Below are 20,734 nucleotides of genomic sequence, written 5' to 3'. Positions count from 1 at the left end.
TACGATGACTCCCGGGCCGTGGGGAACATGCCGCCGGGTGGTTTAATGACGGTATATGGGCCGGGTTTCCCCGGGGCCGAACGGATCGCCGCCCGGTCACACCTGGATCGCCCCCGGCCTCAGGGCCTTTGCCAGGTCCGAGGGCATCATGCCGAACATGTCGCGAAATGCGCTTGCGAAATGTGCCGAGTTCGCGAAGCCGGCCGCGTGGGCAGCCTCCGTCAGGGATGCGCCCTCGCCGCTGGCGCGGACCGCGGCACCCATCCGGTTCCAGATGCGGTAGCGGCGCAGCGGCACCCCGGTCTCTGCCTTGAACAAATGCAGGAAGCGCGACGGCGACAGGCCGGCGCGGGCCGCAAGGCTGGTCAGCCGGTGCGCGCGGTGTGGCTCGTCCCGCATATGCCGCAGCGCCGCGGCAATGCGGGCGTTGGGACTGGCCCGCCCGCCGATACCCAACAGCCCGCCGAGGGATGCGCGCCCCTCCGCTGCCGCGATGCGGTTCTCGGCCAGTCCCGTCAGGATCTCGATCGCCGTGGGCTCTTCCCGCAGATCGAATGCCGCACGCGGCGTCGTGGCCGTCATCCGCGGGATCAGCGCCCTGAGATCGCGTCCGAACGGATCGACGTAGAGGAATGCCATCCGGCCCCGCTCGATGCGCAGGTGATGCAGGCTGTTGGGCAGGATCAGCACGCTGCGGGCGGCGCGATATTGCGTCATGCGGTCGGCCGGATCGTCAGCGACTTCCAGCGGCCCGTCGAGGCCGATGGCAAGGACGGCGGTCGCGTTCCGGTGCGGCGTCAGCCCGAAGGCCGGGCCGAGATACAGCACGCGGGCGCCCCACCCGATCAATTTTGCTGCCGCCGTTTCGCTCATAGCCAGTTCTTGAAAGCCCCGCAGGCTCAGCCGGTCCAATCATTGCGGATGACAACGACCCGCGAGATGGACAACGATGACAAATAGCCGTTCTGAAATCGAGCCCGAAGCCGTGGTTAAGCGCAACCGGCTGGCTCTCGGCCGCTATGCGAGCGCGTGGCTCGCCGGCGATCGTGCAGCGCTTGCCGCCTGTTATCATGACGATTTTACGCTGCATTATTTCGGCCGTAACCCGCTCGCCGGCGATCACAGCGGCAAGGCCGCCGCGCTCGCCATCCTGGCCGAGGTCACCAGGCGCACCAATCGCCGGCTGCTCGCCATCGTCGACCTCATGGCCGGACCCGAACGCGCTGCGCTGCTGGTCCGCGAGCGCTTTGAGCGCGACGGCAGGACGGCCGAGGTTGAGCGCTTGCTGGTGTATGCCGTGCGCGACGGGTTGCTTTGCGAATGCTGGGTCTACGACCAGGAGCAGGCAATGGTCGACGCCTTCCTCGCCTAAGCCGGTTCACGCGGCCACGGCAGACCGCTTCCGCGCCGGGATCGTCATCGCGGCAACACCGATGACGACACAGGCAAGGCCGATCCAGACCGTCGAGCTCGGCTGCTCGCCGAGGAATATCACGCCCACGGCAACGCCGATCGGCACCCGCAGATAGGCCTGCGCGGTGGTGCCGACCGAACCCAGGGTCCGGATCAGGCGGAAATAGATCACGAAGGCGAGAGCCGTGGAAAACACCGCGAGCGCGACCAGCGCCAGTATCGAGCTCAGTGACGGCTGCAGCGTCCACGGCCGCTCCGCGACCAGGCTCACCGGAATCAGGATCGCAGCACCACACAGCAACGAGCCTGCCGCGGGCACGATCGGATCGAGATCCCTAAAACCACGGCCGAGGATGGCGGCGCCCGCGTAGCAGACGGCGGCCAGTACCATCACGATCTGGGCCGTCAGCTCCTGGCCGAAGCCGGACAGAGCCTGCACGCCGACGATCAGGCAGATGCCGGCCATCCCGGCGACGACGCCGACGAGCTTTCGGGACGTCACGGCCTCGTGGTGCGTGATGGCGAGCGTCAGAAAAAACGTGAATATCGGTGCGGTGGAATTGAGGATGGTTGCCACCCCCGCGTCCAGCGCCTGCGCGCCCCAGGCGACCATGATCCACGGGATGACGCTGTTGAGGCAGATCTGAAACAGGAAGCGTCGCCAGGTCGCGGCATCAACCGGCATGCTCACGCCGCGCCAGCGCATGATGGCGAGCAGCAGCAATCCGGCGATCAGCGTGCGGCACGCGATCAGGGTGATCGGCGGGATCGTCGCCACGCCGATCCGGATGAACGTGTACGAGGCGCCCCACAGCGTCGCCAATGCCAGCAGCAGTGCCAGTTCGGTCGTCGTGCCCGCGGGTCGCGGATGTACTTCTGCCATGCTTCGCCGGCCTGTTCTTGATTGCCTTCGAAGCAGAGTCTACCGCGTGGACACTCAGAGATACTTCGTTATGCGTCGAATTGTGCTAGCCGACCGAGCCGACCTCGAACACGTCGCCGTCGTAGCCGGCTTCGAGCGGAATCCGGAGCTGGCGGCCGCCATTGTTCCGGGTCATGACCGGCGTCACGGTGACGACGGACTTGCCCCTGGAGTCGTCGAGCGCGGCCTGCACGCTGGCCTGCTTGCCGAGCTTGATCAGGTTGCGCGTGGTCGGGAACGGCAGCTTGAAACGCCCGCTCTCGCCGCCCTCCAGCGCCTCGCGCGGCGAGACCCAGATCGAGTCGGTGGATTCCTTGCCGTCATGGGCGCCGACCTGTTCAGGCGGCGCAGCGGCGAGGAAGAACCAGGTGTCGAAGCGTTTGGGCATACCCTCGGGCGTGATCCAGTGCGCGTAGGGCATCAGTTCGTCGAGCGCCAGCACCATGCCGTTGTCGGCTAGCACCTGGAGAAAGCTGATCTTGCTGTCGCAGAGGTCGGCGCGATTGATGGCCTCGATCTCGCTGGCCCGCCTGGCATCGACCAGCGTCGTGGATCCCTTCGGCCGCGCCAGCAGGATGCCGCTTTCCTCAAAGGTTTCGCGGATCGCGGCGATACGGAAGCTCAGCGTCGCCTCGTCGAGCCCCTCGCCGCCCGAATAGAGTTCGGGCCGCGCGATGATTTCCTTGTCGCCCTTGTCGACGCTGCCGCCGGGAAATACCAGCGCGCCGGAATTGAAGTCGATCTCATAATGGCGGACCATCATGAAGACCTCGATTTCCCTGGCGTCAGGGCTGTCACGCAGCAGCAGGATGGTGGATGCGGGACGCGGGGCGACGGTTTCTGCCATGTGACTAGCCCGCTGCGCTGGATTGCGGTTGCAGATTGGCGCGGCGGTCGACGCGCGCTACCCGCGACAACAGATAATCGACTTCGGCCTTTGCAGTCGCGGTGATCGTGGCGCCGGGCTTGCGCTGGGCGCTGGACGAAATGATGCCGCGCTTCTGCAGCACGTATTTGCGCACTGAAAGCCCTGCGCCGGGCTGCTGCTCGTAGCGGATCAGCGGCAGATGCGCGTCGAACAGGTCGTGCGCAGCATCGCGCTTGCCGGCCTTCGACAGCTTGACGACATCGATCAACAATTCCGGGAAAGCGTAGCCGGTCATCGCACCGTCGGCGCCGCGCTCCATTTCGAAATCGAGGAACAGCCCGCCATTGCCGACCAGGATCGACAGCGGCCGCAGCGAGCCGTCTTTCTGGAAATTGCGCAGCGTGGTGATCTTTTCCAGGCCCGGCCAGTCCTCGTGCTTGAGCATCACGCAGGACGGCGAATCCATCACGATCTTGCGGATCACGGCCGGCGTGAAGACGACGTTCAGCGTCAGCGGATAATCCTGCAGCACCCAGGGAATCTCGTCGCCGATCGCTTCCTGCGCCTGCTTGAAATAGCCGGTAATCTGGTCGTCGGTTCGCAAGTGAGGCGGCGGCGCGATCATGACGCCGGCGGCGCCGGCATCCATCGACGCCTTTACCAGCGAGCGCATCGAGGCAAAACCCGGCGCCGAAACGCCGACGATGATCTGCATGTTCTTGGCGCGCTTGACGAAGCGAACCGCCACCTGCTCCGCCTCGGCCGCATCGAGCTTCGGCGCCTCGCCCAGAATGCCGAGCACGGTAACGCCGTCGCAGCCGACTTCGGCATAGAAATCGGTCAGCCGGTCGATGGATTTCTCGTCGATCCGGCCGTCGTCATGGAACGGGGTCGGCGCAATGGCGAAAGTGCCGGCGGCCTGGGCGGTGAGTTTCATGGTGTATGCCTCTAATTTGCTTTCGTCATTCCGGGGGTCCGAAAGGACCAGACCCGGAATGACAGTTACTTATTTAAACCGCCGTGCCGATTTCTTGATCTCTTCTTCGGAGAAGAAGATCTCCTTGGCGTGGGTCACGATATCCTCGGCCTTCCACCCGGTGAACGGCGGTGTCCAGCCTTCCATTTCCATCATCCGCATCTCGCGGACCCCGCGCGGGCCGGAGACGCCGAGCACCTTGCCGGTCTGGTCGCCCGACAGGTCGCTGACCATGTATAGCACGGCCGGCGCGATGCCATCAGGGCCGAGGGCAGCGCCCGGGTTCTCCTTATAGCGCGGCAGGTCTGCGGTCATGCGGGTCAGCGCGCCCGGGGCCAGTGTCCAGATCCGGATATTGTATTTGCGGCCCTCGATCGCCAGCACGTTCGACAGTCCCCAGATACCGCCCTTGGCGGCGCCGTAGTTGGTCTGGCCGAAATTACCGATCAGGCCCGAGGTCGAGGACGTGTTGACGATGACCCCGCCGCCGTTCTCGCGCATCCATTTGAACACCGGCTGGGTGCAGCAGAAGGTACCCTTGAGGTGCACCTTGATCACCTTGTCCCAGTTGGCTTCCTTGGCTTTTGCAAACGTCTCGTCGAGCAGGATGCCGGCGTTGTTCACCAGAATATCGGCCCGGCCGAAATTCTTGATGGCGTCGTCGAACACCGACTGGCCGCCAGCGATGGTCGAGATGTCGGAACCGTTGGCGACAGCGCGGCCGCCGTCGGCCTTGATCGCGTCGACGACCTGCTGCGCCATCGACTTGTCGGAGCCGGAACCGTCGCGAGGCCCGCCGAGGTCGTTGACCACGACCGCCGCACCCTCGCGCGCGAACAATTTGGCGTAGGCCTCACCGAGCCCGCCGCCCGCGCCGGTGATGATGGCAACCTTGCCGTCGAGTAATCCCATGGTGTTTCTCCGTTTATTGCTCTTGTTCTTACCTCGCCCCGCTTGCGGGGAGAGGTCGGGATTCGCGGTAGCGAATTTCGGGTGAGGGGGTACAGGTCTATCCAGCGACACCAGACTCGCGGTGAGAGCCCCTCACCCCAACCCTCTCCCCGTGAAGAGCGGGGCGAGGGAGCGCACCTACCCTCACCGTCCTAACCCAGCACCGTCTTGCCGCTCTTGATGACGGTGACGCCGCGCGACTTCACCTTCGCCTCGAACGAGACGACGTTGCCGTCCTTCCAAAGCTCCATCGTCACGGTCTCGCCGGGATAGACCGGCGAGGAAAACCGCGCCGCGTGCTGCTTGAAGGCGGACGGATCGTAGTCGGCATAGGTCTGCAGCACGCCGCGGCAGGTGATGCCGTAGGTGCACATGCCGTGCAGGATCGGCCGCGGAAAGCCGGCCTTCTTGGCGAACTCGGGATCTGAGTGCAGCGGGTTGCGGTCGCCGCAGAGACGGTAGACCAGCGCCTGGTCCGGCCGCGTCGTGATGTCGACGATCTGGTCGGGCGCGCGGCTCGGCACCTGGTGCGGTTCGGGCTGGCCTTCGGACGGCCCACCAAAGCCGCCGTCACCGCGGGCGAAACGCGAGGCGACCAGGGTGGCCAGCTTCTCGCCGTTCTCGTCCTTCAGCACGGTCTGGTGGCGGATCACCGCGCCCTTGTCCTTACCCTTGTCGAAGACGTCGAGCACGGTCGAGTCGGCCGTGATCCTGGCGGCGCTCGGCAGCGGCTTGTGGAAGGTGATGTCGCGCTCGCCGTCGACCACCATCACGCGATTGAGGTTCATCTCGCCGGGGTTCGAGCCCCAGGCGGCCACCGAGGCGAAGGTCGGCACGACCTTCAGGGGACGCGGGGTGAAGGTGCCTTCGTTGACATAGGCAAGTTCCTTCTCGTCCATGGGGTCGGCGCCCATCCCGATGCCATAGGCGTAGAGCATCACCTCGCGATCGGTATAGGCGTATTTCTGGCCGAGGTTTTTCAGGGCCATGAGCTGTTCGTAATTGATCGGCATTTCGTTCCACTCCCGAACCTTTTCTTCGCGGTGCCCATTGCTGCGCCCTCTCCCCTTGTGGGAGAGGGCTACACAGGCGTCAGCAACAAACTCGCTTGGGTGAGGGGTTCGTGCCGCAGACACTTTTCTCCGCGGATAGAACCCCTCATCCGCCTTCGCTTTCAGCGAAGGCACCTTCTCCCACAAGGGGAGAAGGGAAGATGAACCGGTGCCCGTTGCTGTGCCCTCTCCCCTTGCGGGAGAGGGCCACGACGGCACCAGCCGCAAACTCGCTTGGGAGAGGGGTTGCCTCCGCAAATCCATCTCTCTCGCGGAGAGAACCCCTCTTCCGGCGCTTCGCGCCACCTTCCCCCGCAAGGGGGGAAGGTACTTCTTAGGCCGCCGTGAAGAACGGCAGCGGCGCGCCGTCGGTCGGCTTCCACACCAGCTTGACCTTCTGGCCGATCTTGATCTTCTCCAGGTCGCAATCGACGATGTTGGTCTGCAGCGACGGGCCTTCCTTCAGGGTGACATAGGCGATCGCGTAGGGACCGGTCGGCGATTTGCGCATCAGGCTGTAGGTGTAGACCGTGGCCTCGCCGGAAGCTTCCTCCCACTCCGTCTTGTCGGAGAAGCAGAACGGGCAGATCGAGCGCGGGAAATAATGCCGCTCGCCGCAGGCGGTGCAGTGCTTGATCAGGAACTTGCCGGCCTTGGCCGCTTCCCAGAACGGTGCGGTCTCGGGGTTGGTTACAGGCGTCGGATATTTCTTGGCTTCAGCCATCACACGCGCTCCAGAATGCAGGTTGAGGCGGCGTGACGCACGCCGAGAAGTCCGCCGGTGCCGTGGGCGATCGCGAGGTCACAGTTCGGCACCTGCACCTTCGGATGGGCTTCGCCACGCAATTGCCTGACAGCCTCGAGGATCTTCGTCATGCCGCCGCGGTTGACCGGGTGGTTGCTGCAGAGGCCGCCGCCGTCGGTATTGAACGGCAGCTTGCCGACGCCGGAGATGAGGTTGCCGTCGGCGACGAACTTGCCACCCTCGCCCTTCTTGCAGAAGCCGAGGTCTTCGAGCTGCATCAGCACCGTGATGGTGAAGCTGTCATAGATCGAGGCGTATTTGATGTCCTTGGGCGTGATGCCCGCTTCCTCGAAGGCGCGCGGGCCGGACCAGACGCCGGCGGAATAAGTGAGGTCGAGATCCTTGCCGCCGCGCGGGCCCTTCATCGCCTCGCCATGGCCGATCAGCCGCACCAGCGGCTTCTTCAGGCTCTTGGCGATTTCCGGCGTGGTGACGATCATCGCGCCGCCGCCGTCGGTGACGACGCAGCAATCCATCCGGTGCAAGGGATCCGAGATCATCGGCGAGTTCAGAACGTCCTCGACCGTGACGACCTCCTTCAGCATCGCGTGCGGGTTGTACTGGGCGTGATGCGAGGCCGCGACCTTGATCCAGGCGAGTTGTTCGCTGGTGGTGCCGTAGTCGTGCATATGGCGCATGGCACACATGCCGTAGGCATTGTGGGTGGTGGCCCCGTACGCCGCCTCGAAATCGGCTTCCGCGCCGGCCGCGCGCGCGGGCATCGGACCGGTACGCGGCTTGCCGGCGAGCGTCACCAGCGCGATCGAGCATTTGCCCGCCGCGATCGCTTCAGCGGCGTGGCCGAGATGGATCAAATAGGAACAACCGCCGGTCTCGGTGGAATCGACGTGGCGCACCTTCAATCCGAGGTAATCGACCATCGGCCAAAGGCCGCCGGGGGCATCGCCCGCACAGAAATAGCCGTCGATATCGGCCTTGGTGAGCCCGGCATCCTCGATCGCGCCCTTGGCGACCTCGGCATGCAACTGCGCCGTTGATTTGTCGGGTGCGTGCCGGGTGGGATGCTCGTAGATCCCGGCAATGTAGGCTTTGCCTTTGATGGTCAAATCGTTCTCCGTTGGCGTTTCTTCTTCCTGAAGTTTTTCTGGCCTGTCGGACGGACCTTGGCAAGCGCGGAAATATTCCGCCGGGCGAGAGGGTAGCGACTGGACTCAAGTCGGGATGATTATCTGCAGAAATCGTATCAGGTCGGCACGGGGCAGATATGCCAGCGCGTTCTCGCGGCGCGACGCGCCCGAGTTGTACCTGCTCGCTTGCCCCTCCGTTGNAGGGCGCAGGGAAGACCGGGTGCGCGCTGCACCCGCGGTCTCGTGTGCAATATGCATGAAGGAAATGCGCACACGAGCATACAGGTCCAGCGGAGAGCATCCGGCCTTCCCTGCGCAATGGCTTGACGGCTTATGGCGCGCTCTCCCCGGAGCCGAATTCCTCTGGCCTCCGTCGCTGCCGGATTAGCAGCCCGCCGAACCCGGTTGGGTTCGACCAGCCTCCGACAGCTTGACACCAGCCACGGGTGCCAGGACCACACGGTTTTGCCGTACGCGAACTGCGTCGCTCGCCTTGCGCTGAGATCGATCGCTCACAGCCTTGAAGGCCGCCCTGCAATGCCTCGCGCGCGCAACGCCATCNGCACTCCACGTATCGTGACGACGCGTACGCCCCTCTTCGATGAGGCGGGATGGCGCGAAGATGGGACTGATTTGGGGGAAATGAGAAGCGATATATTTTCGCCGCGCGATCTGGACGACCCAAATCACGTTGAATCGGCTGGTGAAATTCGTTTATTCGCGCAGCGGGTCTTGCGGCGGCTTGGGAGCGCGCCGCACGATCGGCGCGCGCTGACTGCCGACGGGCAAATCAGCAGGCGTCAGCCCGTGTTCTTCACCGCATCAACCAGCATGGCGTAAAGCTGGCGCTTGGTGAACTCCTTGGGCTCCATTGGTGCCGACTTGGTTGCTGCCGGCTTGCGCCGAGATACGACCTTGTCCGACGGGCGCGCACAGGCCGCTGATGGCGCCACCTTGCGTTTCGGCACCGACACGATCCTGGGATTGGCGGTCGGCGGCTTATGACCGCGCCTCTGGCCCATGCGCTTCAGCTTGGCGCTCACGGCGTTGCGGCTAAGGCCAAGCCGAATTGCGATCTGACCGGCGCTGTGGCCATCGGCCCAGAGCTGTTTGAGCAGTGCTACGTCGTTCGCATCCCAACCCATGATGATGATTATACATCGATTGCGAGCGAGAGGCTAGTCGTCGCGTACGTTGCTCGAGCGAGGAGATGATCTTGTCGTTAACAACGCGCACTTCGACGTGGCTACTGTCTTGTACCGCGCGTGTTGAGAGAGACGGTGGACACGGCGCGTTGCGCCATTGCGCGCCCTACTCTGCTAGTGGCACGGCTCCGCCTCCAGCACCATCGGCTTGAGCCCCGTGGTCATCGACGTAATCTTGCCGGCCTGCGTGATGAAGAGAATCGTGCGCTTGCTGTCGGGGCTGTCCGCCTCGATCCAGAATTCCGGAACGTATGCCGGGTCATTCTCGGGCGGCTCACCGCGATCATAGAAGCCGCGGGCCTTCTTCACCTGCCCATAGGCGCTTCGGATGTCCTCCTCCGTCGAACCTATTCCAGCGCGATGCTTATCAAGCACATCCGGTGTCTGGCCATCGGACCTAAACACGCTGATCACGGTGATCTTGCCATTCTCGATCACGTAGGTGATGCCCGGATCTACCTTGTCAGCGCGCCCAGTCACGTAGCACTCGTCAGACGTAAACGCGAGATCCCGAGGCGCCAGCTTCTTTCCGAGGGCCCGTTCGGCGGCATGCACTGTCATTCCCAGTTGCACGGGCCCCACGCCCTGCCATGACAGGACCTCGGCAGCGCGGGCCGGCGTCACTAACATCAACGCCGCTAAAATCGAAAACGTTACACGCCGCATTCGTAGCCTCCGTCCTGGCATAGGTGTGATCCAACGCGGATACCACGTAGGGCGGGCAAAGCGAATCATGCCCGCCGTTACGAACGGGGTGTGAGATGGTGGCATGGTGCGCCTTTGCCCACCCTGCGCGGCTAGTGGTGCTTTTCCAAAACAATGACCGGTGGGCGCGACACGCGCTCCCACATTGCCGCGATATAGCAGTAGTTGCCGGGATAGTCGTCGAGGTGGAAACCATCCTTATCTGGAGCTACCAGCCGACACTTCACTTCGGCCTTCCAGAAGGCGAAGCGATCGCCCTCCTCTATCCACCGCAGCGGCTGCCCTGTCTCGGCAACCACGAAACTCGAACCATCCCGCAGAAGCCGCTCTATATCGGTCTCTCCCAGATTCCCAGCGCGACGTGCGTCCAACGGGCCATGTGCGTTCCAGAGCTCTGTGAGTGGCATCTGTGTGACGATCTTCTCGGCCATATCCATGCTTTACTTACTCTGTGCAGGATTGATCGCGCAGGCCTGACCAATTGCCGGGGGTTAGATCAGGTTGAGCAGCTCGGAAATCCGCTGACGATCCCGGCATCCACGGAAACTCCCCGCCTCGATCCGGAAACACAAGCTGGAGACACTCGAAACTGTCATTTCCATAAAACCATCTGCTCCACCCAAGGTGGGCTTCATACTGCTCAAGCGCCACCGGCAGAAGTACGGCCGCTACATTCTCAAATATCTCGCCGGTTGGCTCGCCGACGGGAGGGCGTCGTCCAGCTAGGAGTTCGCGATAGATGTGCCAGAATGTATCGTGAGCTGTCTCTCGCGACATCGAGAACAGTATCACCTCCGGAAACCTGAACTTCAGCCAGAAGCCGGTTGTATAGGAGAAGCTAGGTCCTTCGTCGTCTGCCATGACATGCGTCGCGAACCAGCCATGCTCGCGGATTCGCTGAACGAAGTTTTGTTCGTGCTGATCCAGTCGCTCGGGGGCGGCATCAAGGGCAGTGAACATGAATGCACATCACGTCGCGACGAGCAGGCGGGCGTAACCCAACATGCCACGGAGCCAGCTTGAAAGCGAGAGGTTACGCCTCAATTCCCGGCAAGTGTCTTGTACGCCGTAATGGCACGCTTGAGGTCGTCGTACTCCTCGCAGGGGATCAGGCACAGGTTCTCCAGCGCTGCCAGCAGTTGCTGTGCCCTGTCCGGCTCACCCAGCACCAGATAGGCCTCGCCGAGATGCTCATGCGCGCTGCGGTGGCGGGAATTCAGCATCAGCGCCTTCTGATAATGGCCAATCGCCGGCCCCATCTGGCGCAGCCGCCGATAGGCGTAGCCGATATAGTTCTGGATATCGGCATTGGTCGGGTCGCGCAGCGCCGCGAGTTCGAACGCCGCGATGGCGCCCTTCCAGTTCGCTGCGCCAAGTGCCTTCTTGCCGGCCTTGAAATCGGGATCGAGCTGCGCCCAGTCGGCATCCGACTCAATGGATGCCATGGTGCTGCAGATCGGCCAGGGTTCGGCCGAGGCGGCTGTCTCGNGGCCTTACGGCCGCGCCGAGTGGCGGCGCAGGCGCGGCCCGCCAGCCCGGCGAGCTCATGACATAAGCGGCCGCGCCGCTCACGAGCACGCCGAGCATGACTGCCAATGCGATCGCGCGCATCATCGCTGCCTTCCTGGCCTGGTGGCTGCCAGCCCGCTGGGCCGGGCAGCGAGGGGGCTATTTGCGTACAGCACCTATCGTATCGCCCTGATTCACGTATGCCTGGGCAATACGGATCTCCTGCCGCTCCGTATCGGCGTTACTGGCCAGGTTCGCCAGCTTGCCAAAGTAATCGGAGGCCTTCTGGCGATCACCTGCGCCGTCGGCCGCGCGGGCCGCTCCCCAGAACGCGCGGAAGCGGTTGGGCGTCTGCTTGAGCGCGGTCTCGAACTCGATCAGGGCCGCGGCGGGCTGCCCTGTCTCCAGAAGCAATTCGCCCAGCAATTCGCGGAATGGATAAAGACGATTCTCCATCGCCACATGCTTGACGCTGCCGTCTTCGCCATCGGCCGCGGCTCGCATGAACCTCAGCGCCTGATCGGTCGCACCTTCCTTCAGCGCGATCCAGGCCGAAATGGCAAGCATCTGCTCCTCGGTCCTATCAGCCCAGTAGGTTTGGTCGGCGCGCTGCAGTGTCGTTCGCAACGCCTTCATCGCCTCGATCTCTTCCTTGGCCCCGGCGAGATCGCCGGTGCGCGCCATCCCCAGACCGCGCGTGAAGCGGATCAACGAATCCGCCATCGGATACTGAGTGGCCTTCATCGGCAGCTCGGCAGCGCCGGCCCAATCCGCCCGTTCCAGGACGTAGCGCGCCGGCATCGCCGCCTTGGCGGTGAAGTTGACGAAGGTGATCGGACGATCGCCACGGTCGGCGGTGGCGAGCGACTTCTTGATCATCGCCTCGGCTTTGGCGTCCTGCGCGAGCTGCAGGTGTGCGTAGACGGTAAAATCAGACGCGTGATAGTAGTCCGGCTGGATCTCGAGCGACGACGCGTTGGAGGCGATGGATTCTTCCCAAAGTCCCACCATCGAGTAGATATGCGACGGCATGTGCCGTGCGTGCGGGACGGCGGGCGCAATGCCGGCATAACGTCGCGCCGACGCTATACCCTTCTCGGCAAGCGGTGCGAAGTCGTAGGCGTGAATGAGGTAGTGCGTCACGCCGGGGTGCTGCGGGTTCTGCTCGAAAAGCTTCTCCAATAACGCGGCGGACTTGATCTGATTGGCATAAGTCAGGTCGCTTTTCGGCGCTGCGGCTTGAAGCGCCAGTGCGTAGAAGGCCTGGACCTCGTAGTCGTCAGGATAGCTTTGCGCCATCCTCTCCATCGCGGCTTTGTAGGCTGCCAGCCGGGCATTCACGTCGACCTTGTCGTGGTCGCGGAAGTAGACGCCAAGGGCCTCGATCCAGTCGCGCTCGCGCTGCGTCTTCGGCCCGGCAGCCAGTGCTTTTTCAANTTGCTTCCAAACCCGCCTGCGCCTCGGCTCGCGTCGGTGTAACGGCAAGGGTNGTTGCCGAGGCGATCCATCGCCACGCCCCAATACGCCATGGCGCAATCAGGATCCTGCTGCAGGATCTCTTCGAATTTTCGACGGGCGATCAGGAACCAGTACGAGTGCAGCATGGCGACGCCACGGTCGAACTCGACCTGCACCTTGGGGTCGCAGGAGGTAGCGAAGGTTACCTTGCCGAGCTTGTCGTCTTGCTGGCCGATTGCGCCGCTTGTGAGCGCCGCGCTGATCAGGCCGGCGGCAAATAAGGTTCGTCCCGATTTCGCGTCCATCGTGAGTCTCCTCTAAGCCTTGCAGTGATCGTCCGTGAACCTGAGTAATAGGTTACCGTCCTGTCCTCTCCTCATCCTGCAGTTCGATTTGTTGCACTCTCCCCGTGCAGGCATAGCACCGGCTCCTGCGCGAAACTGCGCCTGCGACCAGTCTTGAATGGATATGCGATGCTTGCTGTCGAAGGCACTGACGTCGCCCTCAATCACGGGATTTCGGCACGTCTATGTGGCACTGAACGAATGAAGCTTAATCCTCTTTCCGTGCTCCCGAAAGAGCCGTCGCAAATGTGCACAAAGGCGAGCTTCCATAGGTTCCGCGACGAGTGATCGGCTACAGCGCCTTGGTCCGCCTGAGCAGCCACCAGGTCAGCGCTCCCGCGGCGATCACCAGCAGGAGCGCGTACCAGGTGCCGCCGTCGCCGCTCTGGAACGGCATGTCCTTGGTGTTCATGCCGAAGAAGCCGGTGACCAGCGTCGAGGGCAGCATGCACGCGGTCAGGACCGACAGGGTGAACAGGCGGCGGTTGGTGATCGCCGTCATGCGGCCGGCGATCTCGTCCTGCAGCAGCCGCGCGCGCTCGTAGATTGCGCTGAACTCGTAGTCGAGCGCGTCGAACTTCTGCGCCAGCTTGCGCATCGCCGACAGCAGGTGTTCGGATTCGACGTCCTCGCGCGCCTCCAGGCGATGAAACAGCGCCCGGATCTGCGACAGCTGCCGCCGCGTGCGGATCGCCTGCAAGCGCACGCGGCCGAGCCGCAACCGCTCATCGTCGATCTCATCGTGCAGGACATGATTCTCGACGATGTCGAGTTCATCCCCGAGGCCCGCCGAATAGCGCCCGATCACGTCGGCGAACTGGTCGACGATCGCATCGAACAGCGACACCGGGGTAGGAAACTTGCGGCCGCTATCGAGCGCGCGCCGTGTCAGCTCGATCGCGCGCAGCGGCTTGCGCCGGGCGGTGATCATCAGCCTTGACGAGATCGCAAAGTGCACCCGCAGGAGATCGTCGCCCTCCTGCATGAACTCCTGATGCAGATCGGGCAACACGCCGGCGATCTCCTCGTCGAAAATATCGAGGCGGATATGCTCGTCGGCATCGAGCAGGGTCTCGCGCGCGACATCGGACAGACGCGCATTCCCGGCAAGCCAGTCGTGGCAGCGACGGTTGGCCAGATTGAAATGCAACCACAGCCAGCCGTGCGGATTGGCGAGTTCCGCATCGAGGTTGGTGACGTCGAGCTTCGTTGCGGAACCGTCGCTCGCGAAACGATAGGCGGAGATGATGCCGATGTCGGCGAGAGGCTGGTCCATCTGCTAACCCGTTGCTGGTGCGAAGCAGGCAATGCGTCAACGCAGTGGCAAGCTGATGGCGACTACACCCCATCGAAGAGCTCGACACAAGCTTTTGATTCAATTGGATAGTTTCACCACAAGCAGGTGTGGTGCCAGGCGGACTCACTCGAAGATCGCGACCGCGCGAATGGGGCTTGCGGTGCCACCGCGGATCTTGAGTGGAAAGCCGATGAAGCGGAATCGACCGCGCCCCACAAGCTTGTCGAGATTGGCAAGGCCTTCCATGTGTGTGATTCCCCGCTCGGCACATGCGAGATGGGCCTGGAAGTTGGGTTCGCCTTCCGGAGCCGGACTCACCGCCTCGACACCAAACATGCCGATGCCCCGGTCCGCCAGCCAATGCACGCTTTCCACCGCGAGGCCGGGGAAATCGTGCTGGTAGCCCGGCTTGCCAAGCAGGCGATCGTTGGTGGCCATGTGCAGTAGCACGGTGTCGCCAGCGCGGATTTCCTGCTCCGAAGCCGCCAGCGCCGCTTCCATTTCCGGGACCGTCACGGCATGGCGCAGCGGTGCATGGGACAGATCGAGACAGATGCCGGGCGTATAGAATTTCTCCAGCGGCATCTGGTCGATTGATAGCGCCCCGGGACGGGGATCGAAGTGCACCGGTGCATCCACGTGTGTTCCCGCATGATCGCTAAAGGCGATGGACAACGCCTTGGAGGAAAACTCTGTGTTTCCCGCACGCTTCTTCTCGGCGTGGTCGTACCACACGGAGATGATCACAGGAGGATGACTAGGATGCGTTTGCGTGCGGTGGAACAGGTCACGACTCAGATCGATCATTTCCATGGAATCCCCCTTTGCTGCTCCTGGTGGAGCTGCGGAGATGGTGCGAAGGAAATCCGCATTTCTACGGCCTTTCGCAAGGTGGAAACGATTTCTGAACTTTCAATCCTGCTGAAAGGCCCCGCGCGATAAGGCTCTCCGACCGATTCCACAATATTCCGATTTGCTATTTCGTACAAAGCGCGAGAAGGAAACCAATCGACATCAGATCTCCGCGTGCCCACCGTCAAGCGGCGCATACGTCGGCAGACGGTGGGCACGTCGCTTGCGCTCCTTTGCCCACCCTACGGCTCCGCAGATTTACTCCGCCGCCAATTGTCTCGGCGCGGGCGGCGGGTTGGCGAGGTCGGCGGTGAGTTGGGCGTGGCGGGCTTTGGCGTCCACGACTGCCTTCTCCTTGACCGGGCCGTAGCCTCTGACACGGTCGGGCAGGTTCAGGAGTTCGACGGCGGTGTCGTGCGTCACCTGTGACAACAGGCCGAGCGCGGTGTCGACGTCCTTCTCGTAATTCCCGATCAGCTCGCGCTCGAGCTTGCGGTCCGCCGAGTAGCCGAACACGTCCAGCGGCGTGCCGCGCAGGAAGCGCACCTTTGCCATCGTCCGGAACACGGGCAACATCCATGCGCCGAAGGCGCGCTTCTTCGGCCGTCCCAGCGCATCCTTAGCCCCGCCGAGGATCGGGGGCGCGAGATTGAAGTTGAACTTGAAGTCGCCTTCGAACTGGTCGCGGAGCTGTTGTTCGAACTTGCCATCCGTGAACAGCCGCGCCACCTCGTACTCGTCCTTGTAGGCGAGCAGCTTTGCGTAGTTGATTGCCACCGCGCGCGGCAGCGCGTCGCCATAGCCGCCCCTGGTCGCGGCATCGCGCACCCGATCGACCAGCTTGCGGTAACGCTTGGCGAGCCGCGCGCTCTGGTAATCGGTCAGCATGCCCATGCGATGGGTGATGATCTCGTCGAGCGTCATCTCATCCAGCGTCTTTGCCGGAGCGACCGCATCATGATCCTTCATCATCTCCTTGAACCGCGCCGGGTCAGCCGCGGCGAGCCGGCCAAGCTGGAAGGCCTGCGTGTTCATCTTGATGGAGACGCCGTTGACCTCGATCGCCTGCTCGATCGCTTTCGCCGAAAGTGGCAGCAAGCCGCGCTGATAGGCGTAGCCGAGCATCATGACGTTGGTGGCGATGGAGTCGCCGAGCAGCGCTTCTGCCGGCGTGGTGAAATCGAAGAACGAAGAGTCCTTGCGAAGCTCCGTCTCCAGCACTGAATTGAGCTTGCGGCTCTGGAAGTTGAAGTCGCGGTTGAGGATGAAGTCCGCGGTCGGAATGACGTGGCTGTTGATGACGCCGACGGTGCGAGTGGATTCGCACAGCGTAACCATGTCCTTCGACACCGCTACCACCTCGTCGGCGGCCATTACGAGATCGGCGGTGCCGGTGACGATGCGCGAACAGGTGACGTCGGCGGTGTGTTCCGACAGCCGGACGTGGCTGAGCACCGCGCCGCCCTTTTGCGCCAGGCCCGACATGTCGAGGATCATGCTGGCCTTGCCTTCGATATGGGCGGCCATGCCGAGCAGCGCGCCGATCGTAAGTACGCCGGTGCCGCCGACGCCGCCGACGGCGATGTTGTAGGGCCGCTCCAGCGACGGGAACGAGGCCGGCTCCGGCAGATCGCCGATGTCACCGAGGCTGGCCGGCGCGCGGCGGCGCGGCTTGCCGCCGTCGATGGTGACGAAGGACGGGCAAAAGCCCTTGAGGCAGGAATAGTCCTTGTTGCAGGTCGACTGGTTGATGGTGCGCTTGCGGCCCAGCTCGGTTTCCAGGGGCTCGACCGAGATGCAGTTCGACTGCACCGAGCAATCGCCGCAGCCTTCGCAGACGGCCGGATTGATCATGATACGGCGCGCCGGGTCTTCCATCAGGCCGCGCTTGCGGCGGCGGCGCTTTTCGGCGGCGCAGGTCTGCACGAAGACAATCGCCGAGGTGCCTTTCAGCGTGCGGCAGGTCTTCTGGACCGCGTCGAGTTCGTCGCGATGCGCGACCTTGACGCCGGGCGCGATGTCGGAGGCCGGATAGGCGCCGGGATTTTCCGAAACGAGATAGATGTTGCGGATGCCTTCGGCGTGAAGCTGGAAGGTGATCTGCTGCGGCGACAATTCGCCGTCGACATGCTGGCCGCCGGTCATGGCGGTCGCATCGTTGTAGAGCAGTTTGTAGGTGATGTTGGCGCCCGAGGCGATTGCCTGCCGGATCGCGAGGCTGCCGGAGTGGAAGTAGGTGCCGTCGCCGAGATTGGCGAACACGTGCTCTTCCTTGGTGAAGGGGGCGACGCCGACCCACGGCACGCCCTCGCCTCCCATGTGGGTATAGGTCTCGGTGTTGCGGTCCATCCACAGCGCCATGAAGTGGCAGCCGATGCCGGCAAAGGCGCGGCTGCCCTCGGGCACCTTGGTCGACGAGTTGTGCGGGCAGCCCGAGCAGAAATACGGGGTGCGGGTGACGGGGGCGACTGCCTGCATCTGGGTCGCCTGTCGGCCGTTGAACCAGTCGGCCCTGGCGCGGAGCATCGCGGCGATTTCGGGGTTGAGGTTAAGTCGAAGCAGGCGTTCGGTCAGCGAGCTCGCGAGAGAAGCGACGGAAAGCTCGGCGGCGAAGGTAAGAAAACGCTTGTCGTGGTCGTCCATCTTGCCGACGATGCGCGGGCGGACGTCGTCGCGCCAGTTGAACAGCTCCTGCTTGACCTGGTTCTCGACGATCTCGCGGCGTTCCTCGATGATGAAGATTTCCTCGAGGCCGACGGCAAAATTGCGGACGCCTTCCGGCTCCAGCGGCCAGGGCATGCCGATCTTGTAAAGCCGAAGCCCGATCTTGGCGGCGACCTCCTCGGTAATCCCCAGTTCGCGCAGCGCCTGACGGATGTCCTCGTAGCTTTTGCCCGACGCCATGATGCCGTAACGGGCATTCGGCGAATCCATGGTGATGCGGTTGATCTTGTTGGCGCGCGCAAAGGCGATCGCGGCATAGCCCTTGTAGTCCTGCAGGCGCAGGTCCTGCAGATAGCGGTCGTCGGGCCAGCGCAAATTGAGGCCGCCGGGCGGCATCTCGAAATCGGTCGGGATCGCGAACGGCGTCATCTCGTCGGTGAGGTCGATCTCGGCGGTGGTTTCCACCGTCTCGGTGATCACCTTCATGCCGACCCAGCAGCCGGAGTAGCGCGACATCGCGATCCCCAGAAGGCCCATCTCGATCATTTCATGGATGCTGGAGGGATAGAGATAAGGCATCAGCGCGGAGATGAAGGCGTGGTCGGACTGATGCGGCACGGTCGAGGATTTTGCGCCATGGTCGTCGCCGGCAAGTACGAGCACGCCGCCGTTTTTCGCCGAGCCCGCGGTATTGCCGTGCCGGAACACGTCGCCGCAGCGGTCGACGCCGGGGCCCTTGCCGTACCAGATGCCGACCACGCCATCATATTTGGCGCCGGGCGAGAGATTGAGCTGCTGCGAGCCCCAGATCGCGGTGGCCGCGAGGTCCTCGTTCACGCCGGGCTGGAACTTGATGTTGTACTGGTCGAGATGCTTTCGGGCGGCGAAGAGCTGCTGGTCGTAGCCGCCGAGCGGCGAGCCGCGGTAGCCGGAGATGAAGCCCGCGGTGTTGAGGCCCGCGGCACGGTCGCGGCGGATCTGCGCCATCGGCAGGCGGACCAGCGCCTGGATGCCGGTCAGGAAAATGTGGCCGGTGCCTTGCGTATATTTCTGGTCGAGACTGATCGGACCTTGGTTGATTCCCATTGCAGCCCTCTTTGCCAGCCGGTGGAGCTTTGTTCGGAACGACTGTTTTTAGCTAGTCATCTGAACTCATTAGAACCAGTCTATGTCGGATTTTTCCGCCCGCGCAGCACAAATCTCGTTCCCGAAGCCGCCTCTTCAAAGATCGCAATTTCGTGCCGGGAATAACGGCGGCGCATTTCGGTTTGTGTCGTCCGGAAGCCCCGGCGCGAAATGGCATGACGTCCCTCCTCTGTCCGCTTTCGCGCTATAACGCCTGAGGAGGCCAGATGGTGCAGGGACGACGTCGGATCATGCGGGCGATTCTCGCCGGGTTGCTTTTGTGCACTGCGTTCGCCGTCGGCAATCTCCATGCCCAGCCGAAGGTCGAGCCGACGGCCGAAGACATCGCGCGCGGCAAGGCGTTGACGGAGGCCGGCGACTGCGCAAGCTGCCACACCGCCGATCCCGCAAGACCGTTCGCCGGCGGAAAACGGATCGATACGCCGTTCGGCGGCATCTATTCGCCGAACCTGACGCCGGATCACGAGACCGGATTGGGGGCGTGGAGCGATGACGATTTCTACCGCGCCCTGCGGTTCGGCGTGGCCCGCGACGGCTCGCGTTATTACCCGGCCTTCCCCTACCCGAATTTCACCAGGCTGACGCGGCAGGACATTTTTGCAATCCGCGCCTATCTGGCGACATTGGCGCCGGTGGGCAGCGAGCCCCGCGCGCCCGAACTGCGCTTTCCGTTCAACTACCGCTTCGTCATGCGCGGCTGGAACTGGCTGTTCTTCAAGCCCGGCATCCTGATGCCGGACCAGCAGAAAAGCGCGGAATGGAATCGCGGCCGCTATCTGGTCGAGGGTGTCGCGCATTGCGGCGCCTGCCATACGCCGAAGAACATGTTCGGCGCGGACAGGCGTGGCCGGGCCTATGGCGGCGGGCGCGTCGCGGGCATGTTCGCGCCGCGGCTGGATGCTGCCGAGCGCAGCGGTCTGAAATCCTGGAGCGTGGAAGATATCACCGAATATCTGCAGAGCGGCCGTAATGCCAAAAGCCATGCGGGCGAACTGATGTCGGAAGTCGTGGTCAATTCGACCTCGAAGATGAGCGATGCAGATATCCGCGCCATCGCGGTTTACCTGAAAGACCTGCCGGCCGGCGCGCCGGAGCCGAAGGTCACCCCGCCCTCGCCTGTGCGGATGGCTGCGGGCAAAAAGCTCTACAATGGCGCCTGCATCGCCTGCCACGAAGAGGACGGATCGAGCGCGCCGCGGATCTATCCGCCGCTGCCCGGCAACGCCAATCTGCAATCCGAGGACGCTTGGAGCACGCTGCGCATCATCCTCGACGGCGCCGAGACGGTGACGACGCCGCGCGCGCCCAACAAGGGATCGATGCCGGCCTATGCCGCGAAGATGACGGACCAGCAGATTGCCGACGTGACCAACTACATCCGCAATGCCTGGGGCAATGCGGCGCCGCTGGTGACGGCGGATGAAGTCGCGAAAGCGCGGCGGGCGAAGTAGCGCGGCGCTCCCGCCCGCCCCTCATGGT

17 protein-coding genes and 1 pseudogene are annotated in these 20,734 nt (G+C 63.5%); 2 read left to right on the top strand and 16 right to left on the bottom strand.

Annotated elements, in window-relative coordinates; genetic code table 11:
• Positions 1-96 precede the first annotated feature (96 nt).
• A complete protein-coding gene (locus tag CQ14_RS12080) occupies positions 97-873 on the bottom strand; it encodes an AraC family transcriptional regulator (RefSeq protein ID WP_057858085.1) in 777 nt (258 codons plus the stop codon).
• A gap of 76 nt (positions 874-949) precedes the next feature.
• On the opposite strand from CQ14_RS12080, the gene CQ14_RS12075 reads away from it, so the two are divergent.
• Complete coding sequence (locus tag CQ14_RS12075) at positions 950-1,372, top strand: nuclear transport factor 2 family protein (protein WP_063800343.1); 423 nt, start codon at positions 950-952, stop codon at positions 1,370-1,372.
• Between the two features lie 6 nt (positions 1,373-1,378).
• On the opposite strand, the gene CQ14_RS12070 is transcribed toward CQ14_RS12075, so the two are convergent.
• The 15 genes and pseudogenes from CQ14_RS12070 to CQ14_RS11990 all read right to left on the bottom strand — a co-directional run bounded on the left by CQ14_RS12070 (position 1,379) and on the right by CQ14_RS11990 (position 19,195).
• Positions 1,379-2,296 carry a DMT family transporter gene (locus CQ14_RS12070; RefSeq protein WP_057858084.1) on the bottom strand — a complete coding sequence of 306 codons (918 nt, stop codon included), beginning with the start codon at positions 2,294-2,296 and terminating at the stop codon, positions 1,379-1,381.
• An 85-nt stretch (positions 2,297-2,381) separates the two neighbouring features.
• Positions 2,382-3,182 carry an NUDIX hydrolase gene (locus CQ14_RS12065; RefSeq protein ID WP_057858083.1) on the bottom strand — a complete coding sequence of 267 codons (801 nt, stop codon included), beginning with the start codon at positions 3,180-3,182 and terminating at the stop codon, positions 2,382-2,384.
• 4 nt (positions 3,183-3,186) lie between these two features.
• Positions 3,187-4,140 carry a dihydrodipicolinate synthase family protein gene (locus tag CQ14_RS12060; RefSeq protein WP_057858082.1) on the bottom strand — a complete coding sequence of 318 codons (954 nt, stop codon included), beginning with the start codon at positions 4,138-4,140 and terminating at the stop codon, positions 3,187-3,189.
• Positions 4,141-4,209: 69 nt separating this feature from the next.
• Positions 4,210-5,091, bottom strand: a complete 882-nt coding sequence (locus CQ14_RS12055) for an SDR family oxidoreductase (RefSeq protein WP_057858081.1) — start codon at positions 5,089-5,091, stop codon at positions 4,210-4,212.
• A gap of 191 nt (positions 5,092-5,282) precedes the next feature.
• Complete coding sequence (locus tag CQ14_RS12050) at positions 5,283-6,143, bottom strand: MaoC/PaaZ C-terminal domain-containing protein (RefSeq protein WP_057858080.1); 861 nt, start codon at positions 6,141-6,143, stop codon at positions 5,283-5,285.
• 373 nt (positions 6,144-6,516) lie between these two features.
• Positions 6,517-6,906: a Zn-ribbon domain-containing OB-fold protein gene (locus tag CQ14_RS12045; RefSeq protein WP_057858079.1), complete on the bottom strand. Its 390-nt coding sequence runs from the start codon at positions 6,904-6,906 to the stop codon at positions 6,517-6,519.
• Positions 6,906-8,054 (bottom strand): thiolase domain-containing protein, encoded by a 1,149-nt coding sequence (locus CQ14_RS12040; protein WP_057858078.1) that lies wholly within the window; start codon positions 8,052-8,054, stop codon positions 6,906-6,908. The genes CQ14_RS12045 and CQ14_RS12040 overlap by 1 nt, the downstream gene beginning before the upstream one ends.
• A gap of 821 nt (positions 8,055-8,875) precedes the next feature.
• The gene (locus tag CQ14_RS12035; protein ID WP_057858077.1) at positions 8,876-9,220 is read right to left on the bottom strand and encodes a GcrA family cell cycle regulator; all 345 of its coding nucleotides are present in this window, start codon (positions 9,218-9,220) and stop codon (positions 8,876-8,878) included.
• A gap of 174 nt (positions 9,221-9,394) precedes the next feature.
• Complete coding sequence (locus CQ14_RS12030) at positions 9,395-9,946, bottom strand: hypothetical protein (protein ID WP_156434902.1); 552 nt, start codon at positions 9,944-9,946, stop codon at positions 9,395-9,397.
• A 131-nt stretch (positions 9,947-10,077) separates the two neighbouring features.
• Positions 10,078-10,416, bottom strand: coding sequence for a hypothetical protein (locus CQ14_RS12025; protein WP_245320307.1), 339 nt, complete (start codon positions 10,414-10,416; stop codon positions 10,078-10,080).
• A 13-nt stretch (positions 10,417-10,429) separates the two neighbouring features.
• A complete protein-coding gene (locus CQ14_RS12020) occupies positions 10,430-10,945 on the bottom strand; it encodes a DUF4262 domain-containing protein (RefSeq protein ID WP_057858074.1) in 516 nt (171 codons plus the stop codon).
• A gap of 2,039 nt (positions 10,946-12,984) precedes the next feature.
• A pseudogene (locus CQ14_RS45255) lies at positions 12,985-13,257 on the bottom strand (hypothetical protein); the annotation flags it as partial.
• A 331-nt stretch (positions 13,258-13,588) separates the two neighbouring features.
• Positions 13,589-14,572, bottom strand: a complete 984-nt coding sequence (locus CQ14_RS12000) for a transporter (protein WP_057858071.1) — start codon at positions 14,570-14,572, stop codon at positions 13,589-13,591.
• 144 nt (positions 14,573-14,716) lie between these two features.
• Positions 14,717-15,406, bottom strand: coding sequence for a cyclase family protein (locus CQ14_RS11995; RefSeq protein WP_057838693.1), 690 nt, complete (start codon positions 15,404-15,406; stop codon positions 14,717-14,719).
• 297 nt (positions 15,407-15,703) lie between these two features.
• On the bottom strand, positions 15,704-19,195 hold the full coding sequence (locus CQ14_RS11990; RefSeq protein ID WP_057858070.1) for an indolepyruvate ferredoxin oxidoreductase family protein: 3,492 nt from the start codon (positions 19,193-19,195) through the stop codon (positions 15,704-15,706).
• Between the two features lie 290 nt (positions 19,196-19,485).
• On the opposite strand from CQ14_RS11990, the gene CQ14_RS11985 reads away from it, so the two are divergent.
• The gene (locus CQ14_RS11985) at positions 19,486-20,706 is read left to right on the top strand and encodes a cytochrome c (protein WP_057858069.1); all 1,221 of its coding nucleotides are present in this window, start codon (positions 19,486-19,488) and stop codon (positions 20,704-20,706) included.
• Positions 20,707-20,734: the final 28 nt, after the last annotated feature.

Origin of the sequence: Bradyrhizobium lablabi (assembly GCF_001440475.1) — a bacterium.
Lineage (GTDB): Bacteria > Pseudomonadota > Alphaproteobacteria > Rhizobiales > Xanthobacteraceae > Bradyrhizobium > Bradyrhizobium lablabi.
The sequence above is the reverse complement of the archived record's forward strand: the minus strand, read 5'-3'. Positions and strand labels throughout refer to the sequence as shown.